Annotated in this window: 13 protein-coding genes; 6 read left to right on the top strand and 7 right to left on the bottom strand. The window is 72.0% G+C overall.

Annotated elements, in window-relative coordinates; translation table 11 throughout:
* The first annotated feature begins 64 nt into the window (after positions 1-64).
* The 4 genes from ACQPXS_RS20445 to ACQPXS_RS20430 all read left to right on the top strand — a co-directional run bounded on the left by ACQPXS_RS20445 (position 65) and on the right by ACQPXS_RS20430 (position 2506).
* Positions 65-481, top strand: coding sequence for a peptidase inhibitor family I36 protein (locus ACQPXS_RS20445; protein ID WP_433450795.1), 417 nt, complete (start codon positions 65-67; stop codon positions 479-481).
* A 99-nt stretch (positions 482-580) separates the two neighbouring features.
* The gene (locus tag ACQPXS_RS20440; RefSeq protein WP_356311622.1) at positions 581-1051 is read left to right on the top strand and encodes a DUF2690 domain-containing protein; all 471 of its coding nucleotides are present in this window, start codon (positions 581-583) and stop codon (positions 1049-1051) included.
* Between the two features lie 47 nt (positions 1052-1098).
* Complete coding sequence (locus ACQPXS_RS20435) at positions 1099-1536, top strand: hypothetical protein (protein WP_356311621.1); 438 nt, start codon at positions 1099-1101, stop codon at positions 1534-1536.
* A 61-nt stretch (positions 1537-1597) separates the two neighbouring features.
* A complete protein-coding gene (locus tag ACQPXS_RS20430) occupies positions 1598-2506 on the top strand; it encodes a hypothetical protein (RefSeq protein ID WP_433450794.1) in 909 nt (302 codons plus the stop codon).
* Between the two features lie 75 nt (positions 2507-2581).
* Here ACQPXS_RS20430 and ACQPXS_RS20425 read toward each other — a convergent pair whose 3' ends face one another.
* The 4 genes from ACQPXS_RS20425 to ACQPXS_RS20410 all read right to left on the bottom strand — a co-directional run bounded on the left by ACQPXS_RS20425 (position 2582) and on the right by ACQPXS_RS20410 (position 8361).
* Entirely contained in the window at positions 2582-4180 is a 1599-nt protein-coding gene (locus ACQPXS_RS20425) for an LCP family protein (RefSeq protein WP_433455884.1), read from the bottom strand.
* A 130-nt stretch (positions 4181-4310) separates the two neighbouring features.
* On the bottom strand, positions 4311-6071 hold the full coding sequence (locus tag ACQPXS_RS20420; protein ID WP_433450793.1) for an LCP family protein: 1761 nt from the start codon (positions 6069-6071) through the stop codon (positions 4311-4313).
* Positions 6072-6301: 230 nt separating this feature from the next.
* Positions 6302-7483, bottom strand: coding sequence for an LCP family protein (locus tag ACQPXS_RS20415; protein WP_433450792.1), 1182 nt, complete (start codon positions 7481-7483; stop codon positions 6302-6304).
* Positions 7484-7605: 122 nt separating this feature from the next.
* On the bottom strand, positions 7606-8361 hold the full coding sequence (locus ACQPXS_RS20410) for a TIGR03089 family protein (protein ID WP_433450791.1): 756 nt from the start codon (positions 8359-8361) through the stop codon (positions 7606-7608).
* A gap of 123 nt (positions 8362-8484) precedes the next feature.
* On the opposite strand from ACQPXS_RS20410, the gene ACQPXS_RS20405 reads away from it, so the two are divergent.
* Positions 8485-9864, top strand: a complete 1380-nt coding sequence (locus tag ACQPXS_RS20405; protein WP_433455882.1) for a peptidoglycan recognition protein family protein — start codon at positions 8485-8487, stop codon at positions 9862-9864.
* A 185-nt stretch (positions 9865-10049) separates the two neighbouring features.
* Positions 10050-11132 carry a sugar phosphate nucleotidyltransferase gene (locus ACQPXS_RS20400; RefSeq protein ID WP_433450790.1) on the top strand — a complete coding sequence of 361 codons (1083 nt, stop codon included), beginning with the start codon at positions 10050-10052 and terminating at the stop codon, positions 11130-11132.
* A 628-nt stretch (positions 11133-11760) separates the two neighbouring features.
* Here ACQPXS_RS20400 and ACQPXS_RS20395 read toward each other — a convergent pair.
* From ACQPXS_RS20395 to cofD, 3 genes are all read right to left on the bottom strand, one after another.
* On the bottom strand, positions 11761-12780 hold the full coding sequence (locus tag ACQPXS_RS20395; RefSeq protein WP_433450789.1) for a DNA-3-methyladenine glycosylase family protein: 1020 nt from the start codon (positions 12778-12780) through the stop codon (positions 11761-11763).
* 94 nt (positions 12781-12874) lie between these two features.
* Positions 12875-14182 (bottom strand): coenzyme F420-0:L-glutamate ligase, encoded by a 1308-nt coding sequence (locus ACQPXS_RS20390; protein WP_433450788.1) that lies wholly within the window; start codon positions 14180-14182, stop codon positions 12875-12877.
* The gene (cofD, locus tag ACQPXS_RS20385; RefSeq protein ID WP_433450787.1) at positions 14179-15138 is read right to left on the bottom strand and encodes a 2-phospho-L-lactate transferase; all 960 of its coding nucleotides are present in this window, start codon (positions 15136-15138) and stop codon (positions 14179-14181) included. The genes ACQPXS_RS20390 and cofD overlap by 4 nt, the downstream gene beginning before the upstream one ends.
* Between the last annotated feature and the right edge of the window lie 8 nt (positions 15139-15146).

Below are 15146 nucleotides of genomic sequence, written 5' to 3'. Positions count from 1 at the left end.
CGTACCGCTGCGTCACCACCCCGGTTCACCCATCAGTCCACCCACCAGAAGGGACCAACCCCCCATGCGCCTTCGCAGCTCCGCCGTCGCCGTCGCGATGGCCGCCGCCGGCACCTTCGGCATGCTGGCCTCCGCCGCGCCCGCCCAGGCCGACAGCATCCCGGACAACCTGTGCGGCGGTGTCATCGATGTCGACTACTGCCTCTGGTACAACTCGAACCAGAAGGGCGGCTGGACGGCCACCTACGAGAACATCTCCAACTGGGCCGGCTGGTACTTCTCCGACGGCGGCCAGGGCACCAACGGCGTGAACACCCCGGTGAAGAACAACGCCGCGTCCTACGCCAACAGCCGCACCGACAAGACCGGTGTGTCGTACTACAACTCCAACTACGCCGGCGCCTCGGACGTTGCCCCGCCGCGTGACCTGGGCAACCTCGTCAAGACGTACAACAACAACGCCTCCTTCCGCTGGCGCTGACGCGCCACCTCACCCATCCCACCCACGGGACGGCCCGTCCACGACCGGACGGGCCCGTCCCTCCATCTGTCATGCCCATGCTTATAGGGGGACTCTGAAATGCGTTTCAACCTGCGGAACTTCGCGCGTGCCGGCGTGGTCACGGGCGCTCTCGGCCTCGCGATGATCGCCGCCACCGGCGGCGCCCAGGCGTACACCTACGACGGCTCCGACCCGTCCGCCACGGGCTGCGCGAGCGGCGCCACCACCGTGGAGTCGGCGGTCGTGAAGAACTCGCACTCCACCTTCGGCACCATCGAGCTGCGCTACAGCACCGCCTGTCACACCGCCTGGGCGAGACTGACCCTCAACTACACCCAGTCGGCGTGCGGCAACGCGGCCGCCGGCTACGACTGCGCCCACGCGTTCGTCACGCGCAACAACGACGGCCGCACCTACAGCTGCACCATCGGCCAGGGCCAGAAGCAGTGCTACACGCCGATGGTCTACGACAAGGGCCTGACCTCCTTCGCCGAGGGCACCGTCGACACGGCGGCCGGCATGGCCGACACCCGCACCGCGGCCTACTGATCCGCCGCCTCCCGAACACCCTTCCCTTTCCGCACAAGGAGAACGTCATGAACGTCCGCAGGAACATCGCCGCCGCGGCCGTGGCCCTTCCCGTCGTGGTGGGCTCGCTCTTCGCCGCCACCGCGCCGGCGTCGGCGTACGCGTCCGACAACTGCCTGGACAGCTCGCTGTGCGTCGTCTTCGACTTCAACAGCAACCTGGAGGGCGCGTCGGCCCACTTCGAGCGCGACAACGTCTCGAACCTGGCCGGCTACACCTTCGACGAGTACTCCGGGGACGCCGGTTACGGCCAGCCGGTGAAGAACAACGCCGCGTCGCTGGACAACGTGTCGCCCAACTCGTACGTGACCATCTACTTCAACAGCGGCTACGGCGGCTCCTGCGACTCCGTTCCGCCCTCCAAGCTGGTCTTCCGCCTCCACAACACCTACAACAACGACGCCTCCTTCAAGTTCACCCACGACAGCCGCTGCTACCAGTTCTGACGACACCGCGCGTGCGGCCCGGTGACCGACACCGGGCCGCACGTCACCGTGGAGGCTCCCGGTGCTCACCTCTCTTCCGGCGTCGTTGCGCGGCGCCGCCGTCGCGGTCCTCGCCACGGCGGCGCTGACGGCCTGCGCCGGCCCGTCCTCCCCGCCCGCCGGTCGGACCGCCCCGGCGCAGACCGGCCCGCCGCAGGCCCCGGCCCGCGCCGTGCCCGTGCTCTCCGGCGACTACAGCGGGAAACTGCCCATCGCCGCCTACAGCCTGACGTCCGCCCAGAGCGAGCTCATCCAGTCGGCGGAGCAGAAGCTGGAGCAGACCTGCCTGGCGCGCTACGGGATCTCCTACTCCTTCGTCCGGCAGCCGGAGACGCACACCGCGGACCGGCGCTACGGACTGTCGAGCCCCGAGGAGGCGTCGGCGTACGGCTACCACCTCCCGCCGGGCCCCACCGTCCCGGCGCCGCCGCCACCGCCGGGGATGCTGACGGTGCTCAGGGGAGAAGGCGCGACCTACCACGGCAAGGCCGTCCCGAAGGGCGGGTGCCGGGCCGAGGCGGTCGAGCGCGTCGAAGGAAGGTACGCCCGGCCGGACATCTCCGCCGCGGCCGCCGCCATCGCCGACGGCGGTTACGCGCAGTCGATGCGGCAGCCGGCCGTCGTGGCCGTCTTCCGCCGCTGGTCGAGCTGTATGGCGGCGAGCGGCGGCTATCACTACGCCTCGCCCATGGACCCCCTCGACGTGCCCGCGTTCGCCAAGGGCCGCCCGGGAGCACGGGAGATACCCACCGCGGTGGCGGACGTGGCGTGCAAACGGAAGACCCGGCTGCTGCCGGTCTGGTTCGGCGCCGAGGCGCGGATCCAGGCGGCGCTGATCGGCGAGCGGGCCGGGGCGCTGGCGCAGCTCCGGCGGATCCACCGCGCCCAGGTGGCCGCGGCGAAGGCCGTCCTGAAGGGCGACCGACGCTGACATGCGAGGAGGGGCCCGCCGCTCGGGCGGCGGGCCCCTCCTCGTGTCCGTGCCGTCACCCGGCCGGCCGTCCGGTCACCACTGGTAGGGCTTGTACACGTCCATGCACGTGCTGGTGTCCGCACCGTTGATGGCGTCGGAGCCGTCGGGCACGTCACCGGCCTTGGGCTTGGCCGGCTTGGGATAGCTCGTGCCGGTGCGCCAGTCCGCGCCCACGACCACCGTCACCCCGGAGACGTCGGTCGACTGCTTCACCGCGCTCGTCGGGATGCCGAGCGCCTGCGCCACGGCCTGCGCGTCACCCTGCAGGTCGGCGCTCGGGTACTGCACGACCGTGCTCTCCTCGGACAGCGTCCCCGAGGTGTCGGCGGTCGCCCGGGCGTAGCCCTTCTGCACCAGCACCTGGCTGACGTCCTTCGCCCGGCCGCGGACCGCCGCCTCGGTGGAGGTCTGGGTGGCGTTGCGCACCAGCACCCCCAGCCGGCCCGGGTCCGTGGAGGGCGACTTGGTCGCCGGGGTCTTGCTCTCGATCTGCTTCGTGGCCGACGGCTTGCCGTTCTTGTCGAACGGCACGTCGTCGCGCAGCATCTCCCACACCTTGTCGGCGTTGGCCGGGTCCGGCACGACGTGCTCGCCGTTCAGCGAGTCCTTGACGTTGGGCATCGTCATCGACGTGATGCGGTTGGTCGGCACCGACTTCAGCTCCATGGCCAGGTCGTACAGCTTCTTGACCGAGCCGATCTCCTCGGAGACCTGGAGCGACTTGGTGGCGGCCTCGGCCAGGTCCATCAGCCGCCCGCTGTCGGTGAAGACGTTCTGGTGCTTCAGGGTGCGCACCATCGAGTTCAGGTACATGTGCTGGGCGCGGGCCCGCATCAGGTCGCTGCCCCAGGCGTGCCGCGTACGCAGCCACTGCAGGGCCTGCTCGTGGTAGATCTTCCGCGTCCCGGCCTTCAGCTTCAGCCCGGAGCCGCCGGGCTGGGCCGGAGTCGGGTGGTCCCAGACGTTCTGCTTCACACAGACCTCGACGCCCCCGATGGCGTCGGCCATGTCCACGACACCCGCAAAGTCGATCATCATCCAGTGGTCGATGTAGACCCCGGTGAGGTTCTCCCAGGTGGCCAGCGTGCAGCCGGCCCCGCCCCGGGCCAGGGTGGTGTTGATGATGTCGTCGGTCTCCGGATACTTCTTGCCGGTCTTGGGGTCCGTGCACTTGGGGATGTGCACGCGGGTGTCGCGGGGGATGCTCACCATGGCGGCGCTCTTGCGGTCCGCGGAGAGGTGGATGAGCATCTGCACGTCCGCCAGGGGCGGCGCCCCGACGCTTTCGCGGTGCCCGCCGAGCTTCAGGTCCTCCGGCGTGTTGCGGCTGTCGGAGCCGATCAGCAGGATGTTCATCGGCGTCTGCCCGGCCGCGTTCGCCGGCGTCTTGTACGCCTTGGAGTCGTCGGCGCTGCTGCGCTGACCCTTGCGGATGTTCGCGTTCAGGTGCTGGTAGTACAGGTAACCGGCGCCGGCCGTGCCGAGTATCACCACCGCCAGGACGGTCGCCGACCAGCGCAGTGCGCGCCGTCTGCGCCGTGGCCGCCCGGTCGTGGAACCGCCTCTGCGCCGCCCCCCGCCGTGCCGGCCGGACCCCTCCGGTGACTTCCCGTCCCGCGGTCCGAGCGACATCGCGTCGTCGACCGCAGGATCCTGCCCCCGCACGTCACTCTGCGCCAATCTTCCTGCCCTCCCCACCCTTGCGCCATACAACGGGCCCGTCCCGCGTCCAGTTAGACGCACGACGGGCCCATTGGGTTACCTACGAGGCGCACTTCACCTTGTCCGCCGTGGACTTGTCGACGGTCGGCGCCTTCGACGGAGCGGTCAGGGAGACCCCGGCGCCCTTGAAGTCCTTGCCCAGGGTCAGCGTCATCGCCGGCAGCCCCTGGGAGTTGGTGACGCTCTTGCCCGGCTTGAGCGCCGAGCCGGGCAGACCCATCAGATGGGCCAGCTCCCTGGCCTGGGCCGCCTGGTCGGGCGCGTACTCCAGCGTGGTCTTGCTCAGCTCCGCCGGGGCGTTGCCCGCGTTCTCCGACTTCAGCACGCCCTGCTGGTTCTGCAGCCAGTCGAGGGTCTGCTGGGCGCTGCCCGACTGGGCACCGCCGTTGAGGATCCGCACCCGGACGTCGGAGGGCGCGGACCTGGTGCCCTTCAGACGGGCGGCCTGTGCGTCCTTCTCCGCCTTCTGCTTCTTCTTCACCTCGGTGAAGGAGACGTCGCTGTTGATGGCGTCGAACACCGGCGGGGCGAGGGCCGGATCGACGATCACCGTCTTGTGGACGACGCCGTCCGCCGGGTTGTCCCTCACCGGCACCGTGAGGAAGCTGATGTTCTTCGTCGGCACCTTCTTCAGCTCCAGCGCGATGTCCTTGAGCGTGGTCACGGAGCCGATGCCCTTGTCGACGGTCAGCGCCTTCGTGGCGGCCTCCGCCAGACTGACCAGCTTGGTCGGGCTGGTGAGCGTGTCGCTGGAGGACATCTTCCGCATCAGCGAGGCCATGAACTGCTGCTGCACCTTGATGCGGTCCAGGTCGCCCTTGTTGCCCCAGCTGTGCCGGGTCCGCACGAACGCCAGGGCCTGCTCACCCTCGATCTTGTGCTCGCCGGCGGGCAGTTTGAGATGCGACTCCTTGTCGTCGACCGCGTGGGCGAGGCACACGTTCACCCCGTCGACCGCCGTCGTCAGCGTCTTGACGGCGTTGAAGTCAACCATCATGAAGTGGTCCGGCTGTATGCCGGTGACCGCCTTCACCGTGCGCATGGTGCAGCCCGGATCCCGGCCGTCCTGCCCGAGGCTCGTGTTGAAGCGCACGTCGTCCGTGCCGGGGATGACCTTGGTCGAGCCGTCGGCCTGCTTGGTCGGGCAGTCCGGCACGTTCACGATCAGGTCGCGCGGGATGCTGAGCGCGGTCGCGTTCGACCGGTCCTTGGCGACGTGCAGCAGGATGTTGGTGTCGGCGTGCCCGACGCTGCCCTTGTCGCCGTAGCCCTCGTTGCCCTTCCCGGTCCGTTTGTCGGTGCCGATGATCAGGATGTTGAAGGCGTCGTCCTTGCTGAAGCCGTCCTTGGCGGCGCCCTCGACGTCCGTCGTGGTGACGTTGCCCTCGAGGTGCTTGATGTACAGATAGCCGGCGGTGCCGACGGCGAGCAGCACGAACGCCGTGCCGCCGGCCGTCCACGCCAGGGCCCTCTTGACCTTCGACTTCTTCTTCACCGGCCGCCGGGCGGCCCGGCGCCCCGGCGGAGGCTCCGGCTCGGTGCCCCGGCGCCGGCCCGACCGCGGCGGCGGTACGTCGCCCCCGCGCGCCGGCCCCGTCTCGCGGGTCCGGCCGGACGCCGGGTCGGTACGGGGGCGCGGCGCACCGGCGCCGGCCCGGGAGGCGGGTCTGCGGGGACCGGGAACCGCCGACTGCGGTGCGGAAGGGCCCAGTCGCAGTTCGTATTCGCCGGTGTTCGGATTGAGCACCCACTGGTCTGCGGGATCGATGTTGTCCGCCCGCCCACGGCCTTGCGCGTCCACGGTTGTCCGAATCCTCCGTCGGGGCCACGCGGCGCCTTCCCCCTCAAAGGCGCTCGGGTCTCGGTGAAAGGTGCACGACCCCAGGACGGATCTCGCGGCCTGGTGCACCGGATCGCTCACACTATCCGCCCAGTTCAGCGTCAAGCGACGCCAGTGACAAATTCCCTGTGCCTACAACTGGGCAATCCGGCTCATTTCCCGGACGGAAGTCCGGCTTCTTGATGTGCGCATTACTCACAGCCGTGTTCGGCGGCGGTGTTCCCGCGGAATGTCGGCGCGGGGGAGGGGCCGGCTGTGCCGCCGGTTCTTCCACCCGGCTCCGCGGCTTCCTGCGGCGGCTCCTGGGCCACCGCCACCGGCTGATCGGCCCGCAGCCGTGCGAACAGCTTCTCGGCCTCCGGCTCCACGAGTTGATCACGGTTGGCGTCGTAGACGTACGACTCCCTCGGCACCGTCAGGAACTGCACCCGTTCCGTGGGGATGTCGCGCAGCCCGCGCACCAACTGGTACAAGCCGTGCAGACTGGCCAGTTCCGGATCCGTGGTCAGTGAGGAGGTCGCCGCGTCCAGCACCGGATACAGCTTCACCGGGTTCAGCAGAACGTCGTTGCTCTGCATCTTGTCGACCAGCGCGCCGAGGAACCGCTGCTGGCGCTCCATGCGTTCGGTGTCGCTGCCGTTGCCGAGCGACTTGCGGGCCCGCACGAACCCCAGCGCCTGCTCCCCGTTGAGCCTGACCTTGCCCGCGGGCAGCTTCAGCAGGGCCGCCTTGTCGTCGATGGGCTCCTTCAGGCAGACCTGCACCCCGTCGACGGCGTCCACCATCTCCTTGAACCCGCTGAAGTCAACGACCACGTGATGGTCGATCCGAATGGCCGTCAGCTTCTCGACGGTCCGGATCGTGCAGGCCGAACCGCCCAGCTGGAAGGCGTGGTTGAACATCGCGAACACCGGCTGGCTGCGGCTGCCGTCCGGCTGCCGGCAGCCGGGGATGTCCACCATCAGATCCCTCGGCAGGGACACGGCGGTGGCGCTGCGCCGGTTGGCGGCCAGATGCAGCAGGATCGTGGTGTCCGACCGCTCGCTGCCCAGGTCCCGTCCGTACGCGGAGTTCCCGTCCCCGGCCCGCGTGTCCGACCCGATCAGCAGGATGTTCTGCGCGCCCCGCACCAGCTCGGTGGGCCGCTCCCGCTCGTACCGCTCCAGTTCGCGGGCGGCCGCGTCATCGGCGGTGATGTTGTTGCTGAGCTTGGCGTAGAGGGCCCAGCCGGTCCCGACGCCCGCCACGACGAGCACGGCCACACCGAGCGCCGTCGCCTGCACCCACCGCCGCCGACACCGCCGTAGGAGCCCCGCGCCGGTGGCGGAGGCCCCCTGGCCGGGACCGAGGGGCTTGCCAACGGGGTCGGTCACGGGCGGGGCACCCTTTCACGGCGTACGAGCGTCACGTCCTGCTCTTACGACGATGGCGGGGGCGGGCACCGACAGCGCCCTCAGGTACTCCGATCGGGGGACGTGCGGATGCCGGACCCCTCTCAGCGGCGGACCGCGGTCACCCGCTCGCTCTCGATCCGCTGGGCGAGGGCCTCCTCGCCCAGCCGGTCCAGGTGCCGGCACAGCACCACGGAGCCGCCGACGGCCAACGGCGCGTACAACCCCGCGCCGACCCCTTCCCAGGTGTCGTACGACAGCCCGGACAGCAGCCTCGATCCAGGCCCCGTCAGATCGAAGGAAGGCGCATCCGTGAGCGCCCGGTCGACGACCTCGGCCCCGCTGAACTCGGCTCCCGCGACGATCAGCGCGGGCTCCTCCGCGTCCACGGGGGCGAACGGCACGAACCGGTCCCCCTGCCCCGGCACTTCCACGGCGTAGTCGACGAACCCGGCCGGGGTCTGCGGGAACCGCCCGCCGAGCGGCCGCAGTGCGAGCGCCACGCGCTCCCCGCCGCACGCCCGCGCCGCGTCCAGCGCGTCCGGCCCGCTGACCACGACGTCCGCCGCGGCCGGATCCCCGCCCACGTCCGCCACCGCGCCCACCGCGGAACAGGCAAGCAGCCACACCGCCGTCTGCCAGTGCGCGGGCAGCAGCAGCGAGACCCGGTCACCGGGCCCGGCGGACAGGTCGCCCTGGAGGAGGTTCGCGGTCTTGGCCACCCAATTGGCGAAGGTGGCCACGGACAGTTCGACGCGTTCGCCCGTGGCGTCGTCGTAGAAGGTCACCAGCGGGCGGCCGGGATCCGCGGCGAGCGCGGAAGCCAGCAGGTCGGCAGGGGTGCGATCGGTGGCGTTCACCCGGGAAAGGGTACGCGCGGGCGGACGTGCGCGATGTGCGGTGGGGCCACCGGTTCGGCGCAACCCTTCCCCGACGGACCGTCAGTTCACCGCCGCCTCACCGTTGGACAGATTTGTATGCCTATGTCCACGATCATGACCATGCGTGGATTCCTGACTTCGTCCCCCGGCGCCCCGTCGACCGCCGTCACCTCGATCGGCGTCGCCTGCGCCGCGGCCCTCGTGCTTCCGCTGCTGTCCCTGCCCGCGGCCGCCGCACCCGCACGCCCCTCCGAGGCCCGGGCCCCGGGCGGCACCCGCTCGCTGCCCCTCGCCCCCCTCACCCGCGAGCGGGTCCTCGGCACCGCCCCGGAACAGGGCCTGTACCGGCCGAGCGGCGAGCACTTCTCGCTGGTCGGGGTCGTCTGGGACGATCCGGACGCCGAGCTGCACGGCAGTGTCCAGGTGCGCACCCGGTCGGCGACGACGCGGAAGTGGTCCGGCTGGCAGGACATCGAGACGCACAACGGCGACCACGGCGCCGACCCGGGTACGGCGGAACGGGACGCGCGGCGGGTGCGCGGGGCGACCGCACCGCTGTGGGTGGGCGACTCGGACGGTGTGGACGTACGGGTGCGCGGCGTCGGCGGGGGCGCGCGGGGCGGTCATGCGGCCGAACTCGAGCCGCCGCTGCCCTCCGGTCTGCGCCTGGAACTGGTGGACCCCGGTGAGGAGGCGCCGCCCGAGGGTTCGCCGGCCGACGTGCCGCGCACCGGGCTGCACATGGACGCGGCGCGGGCGGCCTCGGCCGTCAACATGGACATCGCCGGTTTCGGTGTCCTGGAGATCCCGGCGCTGGGCAGGCCCGCCACCGAGCAGGAACTCGCCCGCCTGGCAGGCCCGGTGGCGGCCAAGCCGTACATCGGGCCGCGCCCGCGGATCGTCACCCGGCGCGGCTGGGGCGCGGACGAGTCACTGCGCGAACGCGGATTCGTCTACACGAAGAAGGTCAAGGCGGCCTTCGTGCACCACACGGCCTCGGGCAACAAGTACACCTGCGCCCAGGCTCCCTCCGTCATCCGCGGTATCTACCGCTACCACGTCACGGGCATGGGTTGGCGGGACCTCGGCTACAACTTCCTCATCGACAAGTGCGGAACCATCTACGAGGGCCGGGCCGGCGGCGTGGCGAAGGCGGTCCTCGGCGCGCACACCCGCGGTTTCAACAGCGACAGCACGGGCATCGCCGTGATCGGCTCCTACGGTGCGACGAAGCCGCCCGGCGCCGCGGTGACGGCGGTCGCCCGGCTCACCGCGTGGAAACTCGGCCTTTACGGGGCCGATCCGCGTGGCAAGACATATCTCACCTCGGGGGGTGGCAATCTCTACCCCAAGGGTAAGAACGTGCGACTGAACGTGATCTCCGGCCATCGGGACGGATTCGCCACCGAGTGCCCCGGCAAGCGGCTTTACGCCAAGCTCGGTACGGCCCGTTCCAGCGCGGCGCGCTATCAGGGGCGCTGAGCCGGCCGGGGTCGCGCTCGGCACCGTCTTCGGGGGACCCGCCGCTCTCACACCGTTCTCTCACCGATCTCGTGGGAAACCGGATGGTTGTCAAGGGTGCCGCCGCTACGGTCTGCATACACTGACCGGCCGAAACGAGTGAAACGAGTAGTTCGGCCGGTCCCGGCAGGAAGCAGAGACGACAGGTGACAGAAGCGATCCTCCTGGTCGGCGGCAAAGGCACCCGGCTGCGTCCGCTCACGGTGCACACGCCCAAGCCGATGGTCCCGGCCGCCGGGGTGCCGTTCCTCACGCACCAGCTGGCGCGCGCCAAGGCGGCGGGCGTGGACCACATCGTCCTCGCCACGAGCTATCTGGCCGAGGTCTTCGAGCCGTACTTCGGCGACGGCTCCTCCCTCGGCCTGCGCATCGAGTACGTGACGGAGGAGGAGCCGCTCGGCACCGGCGGCGCCATCCGCAACGTCGCCTCGCGCCTGCACTCCGGCCCCGAGGAGCCGGTGCTGATCTTCAACGGCGACATCCTGACCGGACTGGACATCAGGGCCCTGGTCGACACCCACGAGTCGACCGGCGCGGACGTCTCCCTGCACCTGACGAAGGTGACGGACCCGAGGGCCTACGGCCTGGTCCCCACGGACGAGACCGGCCGCGTCCTCGCCTTCCTGGAGAAGCCGCAGACGCCGGAGGAGATCGTCACCGACCAGATCAACGCGGGGGCGTACGTCTTCCGCCGCTCGGTCATCGACACGATCCCGCTGGGCCGCCCGGTGTCGGTGGAGCGCGAGACCTTCCCCGACCTCCTCTCGGCCGGCGCCCACCTCCAGGGCATGGTCGACTCCACGTACTGGCTGGACCTCGGCACCCCGGCGGCCTTCGTCCGCGGCTCGGCCGACCTGGTCCTGGGCCGCGCCCCGTCCCCGGCGGTCCCCGGCCGCTGCGGCGACCGTCTGATCCTCCCCACGGCGACGGTGGCGCCGGACGCCAAGCTGACCGGCGGCACGGTGGTCGGCGAGGGCGCGCTCGTGGCCGAGGGCGCGCGGGTCTCCGGCTCGACCATCCTCCCCGGCGCCGTCATCGAACCCGGCGCGGTCATCACCGACTCCCTCATCGGCACCAGAGCCCGCGTCGGCGAACGCACCGTCCTCACCGGCACGGTCATCGGCGACGGCGCGATCATCGGCGCGGACAACGAGCTCCGCGAGGGAGTACGCGTGTGGTGCGACGCCCGCATCCCGGCCGGCGCGGTGCGCTTCTCCTCCGACCAGTAACGCCCGCCCAGGCCGCCGACTCCGGGGGCCATGTGCCTCGGGGGCGGTGGAGGCCGTCGCCGGGTGCGACTGCGCGACGGCTGACCGCACACTTCCCCGCGCCGCTGATCCCGGCGCCCATCCACCAGCGGCCGTCATGCCGTCCTGGCTGCGGGCAGTCGTGCCGCTGGGGCGGCGCCCACCCGGCAGCGGTGAGACGTACGGAGTCGCGGGCAGCCGCGCCGCTGATCCCGGCGCCCATCCACCCGCGGCCGGCATGCCGCCGTAGCTGCGGGCCGCGGCTGTCATGCCGTCCTGGCTGCGGGCAGTCGTGCCGCTGGGGCGGCGCCCACGTGGCAGCGGTGAGACGTACGGAGTCGCGGGCAGCCGCGCCGCTGATTTCGGCGTCCATCCACCCGCGGCCGGCGTGCCGTCCTGGCTGCGGGCAGTCGTGCCGCCGGGGCGGCACGGGTGGGCGCAGCGGCACCCCGCCAGCGCGGGCAAGCGGAACCCCCCGTTGTCCGGCGACAGCACCCGGCACCCTGTCGGCGCGGGCAAGCGGAACTTCCCGTTGTCCGGCGGCAGCACCCCGCACCCCGCACTCCGCCGCCGAGCGAACCCCCGCCCAGCCGCGGCAGCACAGCGCGGGTCACAGCAACCCGATGTCCACCCGAGGCATCTTCGGCGCCCGCCGCGCAGGCGTGTTCCCGCTCAGCAGGATCAACCGGGCCGCCCGATGCCGCTGCCCGGCATACGGCTCCAGCAAGCGCAGCATCTCCGCGTCGTCGGCGTGCCGGTTCCCCGCCAACGCCCACCCCACGATCCCCGGCAGATGCAGGTCCCCGACCGTCACCGCATCCGCCGCGCCATGACTGCGCTGCACCACCTCCGCCGACGTCCACGGCCCGATCCCCGGCACGACCTCCAACCGCGCCTGTGCCTCGACCGCCGGCATCCCCACCGCCTGCTCCAGCCGCGCAGCGACCCGTACGGACCGCAGAATCGTCGAAGCCCGCTTGTCGTCGACCCCGGCCCGATGCCACTCCCAGGACGGGATCAGCGCCCAGGTCCGCGGCGCCGGCATCACGAACAGCGGCCGTTCCCCGGCCCCCGCCGGCCCCGGCGCTCGCTCCCCGAACTTCCGCACGAGCAACCGCCACGCCCGGTACGCCTCGTCCGTCGTGACCTTCTGCTCCAGCACCGAGGGGATGAGGGACTCCAGCACCAGCCCCGTCCGCGTCAGCCGCAGCCCCGGCCGCCGGTGCCGCGCCAGCGCCACCACCCGGTGCCGGGGCACGAACGCCTCCGGCGCGTCGGCCGCGCCGAGCCACTCGGGCAGCCGGTCCAGCAGCCACTCCGCCCCCGGCCCCCACGCCTCGCCGAGCACCTCACCGCCGTACGCCCGCACCCGCAGCGTGCCCGGCCCGGCGGGCGTCCGGCTGGCCCGCCACACGGATCCGTCCGCGGTGGCCCGGAACGTGGGGTCGGCCGGTCCGCGCCGCAACGGTCCGAGCACCAGTCCGAGATCGAGCGGCCCCTCCGGCACCCACCGCCGTACCCGCGCCGGAGCCGCGGCCTGCCGCGGTATCCCGGCGGCACCCGCGGGCACGCCGACATGGCCGCCGCGCACGGTGGTACGCGAGGGGCGCTGAGCGAAACGTCCTGCCACGAGTGAGGTCCTGTGAAGTCCTGGGGGGAGCGGAGCCTGGGCCGTCCATTGAGACTAGGCGGTCGCACGAAGGCTACGGCCGCGTACGCCGAACTCAGCGCACCTCTATGAACGCGCCCGCGTCCCGCTCCGGCCGCGGTCTCGGCTCCTCGGCCGGATGCCCGACCGCCACCGCTCCCATCGGCTCCCAGTCGGCGGGCAGATCCAGCACCTCGCGCACCACGTCCCGGCAGAACATCGTGGACGACACCCACGCCGAGCCCAGCCGCTCCCCGGCCAGCGCGACCAGCAGGTTCTGCACGCCCGCGCCCATCGCGACGACGAACATCTCCCGCTCGGCCCCGTCCCGCCGCGCGTCCCCGTAGTGGTGCGAGCCGTCCATGACGAGGCACGGCACCACCAGGTACGGCGCGTTGCGCAGGACGTCCCCGCGGCGGATCCGCCTGGCGATGGACTCCTCGCTCTTGCCGTCCCGGCGCAGGTCGGCGATCCAGGCGTCCCGCATCGCGTCCAGCAGCCGGGTCCGGGACGGAGCCGACTCCAGCAGGACGAACCGCCAGGGTGTGGTGTGGTGCGGGGCCGGTGCGGTCACCGCCGCCGCCACCGCGCGCCGTACCGCGCCGGGGTCCACGGGTTCGTCGGTGAACGCCCGGACCGTACGCCGCTGGGTCACCGCCTCCCGGACCGCCTCGGACGTGCCGAGCCGGAACATGTCGTCCCGCGCGGTCCGCACCAGCGCCCGCGCGCCCTCGCCCCCCTCCGGGGCCAGCACGTGCGGCAGGCCGCGCACGACGGCGACGGGCCGTCCGGCCGCCTTGCCCTTGACCAGGTCGCCGGCGGCGGCCAGTTCGTCCACCGTGGCGACGATCGTCGCGCTCAGCGGATTGCCGTGCGCGTCCGTGCCGCCACGCAGATCGTCCAGCACGCGCACCCCGGCGGCGCCGATCGCCACGTCCGTGAGCCCCGCGCGCCAGGGCCGCCCGAAGGTGTCGGTGACGACGACGCCGACGTCGACGCCGAGGGCGGCGCGCAGGCCGTCGCGGATCGCGCGCGCGGACGCGTCCGGATCCTCGGGCAGCAACAGCACGGTGCCGGCGGGGGTGTTGGAGGCGTCGACCCCGGCGGCGGCCATCACCAGACCCTGCCGGTTCTCCACGATCCTGAGGGCGCCGCGCCGGGCCACGACCCGGACCGTCTCGGCGTCGATGGCCGCCTCCCGGTCGGCCGCCTCCAGGACGCGGCCCTCCGCCTTGGAGACGATCTTGGAGGTGACGAGCAGCACATCCCCGTCGGCCAGGCCCGGTTCGGCCGCGGCGATCAGCTTGGCGAGGTCGTCGCCCGGCTGCACCTCGGGAATGCCCGACAGGGCCCGGACCGTGTACTCCGGGCGCTCCTCACTCACGCTCGCCGCACCTCCTCGGCCAGCGCCAGCGCCTCGCGCGCCATCTGCGCGGCCGCCTCGACGTCCGTCATCATCAGCGGTACGGCCCGGCAGCGGATGCCGTCCGCCTCGACCCGCTCGACCGCGCCCGCGTCCACGGTGTCGACCAGCCAGCCGTCCAGCAGCCCGGAGCCGTAGTGCTCGGCGACCGCGGCGGCCGTGGACTCCACGCCGACCGCGGCGAGCACCTTGTCGGCCATGCCGCGCACCGGGGCGTCCCCGACGATGGGGGACAGGCCGACCACGGGCACGCCCGCGTCCGCGATGGCCTCCCGGATGCCGGGCACGGCGAGGATGGTGCCGATGGAGACGACCGGGTTGGACGGCGGGAAGAGGATGACGTCCGCCTCGGCGACGGCCTCCAGCACGCCGGGCGCCGGCTTGGCCTGCTCGGCGCCGACCGGGACCACGGCCTGGGCGGGGACGGAGGCCCGCAGCCGTACCCAGTACTCCTGGAAGTGGACCGCCTTGCGCTCGCCGTCCACCTCCACGGCCACATGGGTCTCCACGCGGTCGTCGGTCATCGGGATCAGCTTCACGCCCGGCTTCCAGCGGTCGCACAGCGCCTCGGTGACGGCGCTGAGCGGATAGCCCGCGCCGAGCATCTGCGTGCGCACGATGTGCGTGGCGAAGTCCCGGTCGCCGAGTCCGAACCAGTCCGGCCCGACCCCGTAGGCCGCCAGCTCCTCTTTGAGGTGGAAGGTCTCGTCGGACCGCCCCCAGCCCTGCTCCTCGTTGATGCCGCCGCCCAGCGTGTACATCACCGTGTCCAGGTCCGGGCAGACCTTCAGCCCGAAGAGGTGGATGTCGTCGCCGGTGTTGCCGATGACCGTGACGTCCGCGTCCGGCACGGCCCGCTTCAGACCACGCAGGAACCGGGCACCACCGATGCCGCCTGCCAGAACCACAATGCGCATGGCCCAAG

Origin of the sequence: Streptomyces sp. CA-142005 (genome assembly GCF_050942335.1) — a bacterium.
Lineage (GTDB): Bacteria > Actinomycetota > Actinomycetes > Streptomycetales > Streptomycetaceae > Streptomyces.
This window is presented reverse-complemented; position numbering and strand designations above follow the sequence as displayed.

Excerpts from the sequence above, each read along its gene's own strand:
- ACQPXS_RS20425 (WP_433455884.1), bottom strand. The coding sequence starts at position 4,180 with ATGTCGCTCGGACCGCGGGACGGGAAGTCACCGGAGGGGTCCGGCCGG.
- cofD (WP_433450787.1), bottom strand. The coding sequence starts at position 15,138 with ATGCGCATTGTGGTTCTGGCAGGCGGCATCGGTGGTGCCCGGTTCCTG.
- ACQPXS_RS20445 (WP_433450795.1), top strand. The coding sequence starts at position 65 with ATGCGCCTTCGCAGCTCCGCCGTCGCCGTCGCGATGGCCGCCGCCGGC.
- ACQPXS_RS20435 (WP_356311621.1), top strand. The coding sequence starts at position 1,099 with ATGAACGTCCGCAGGAACATCGCCGCCGCGGCCGTGGCCCTTCCCGTC.
- ACQPXS_RS20405 (WP_433455882.1), top strand. The coding sequence starts at position 8,485 with ATGTCCACGATCATGACCATGCGTGGATTCCTGACTTCGTCCCCCGGC.
- ACQPXS_RS20440 (WP_356311622.1), top strand. The coding sequence starts at position 581 with ATGCGTTTCAACCTGCGGAACTTCGCGCGTGCCGGCGTGGTCACGGGC.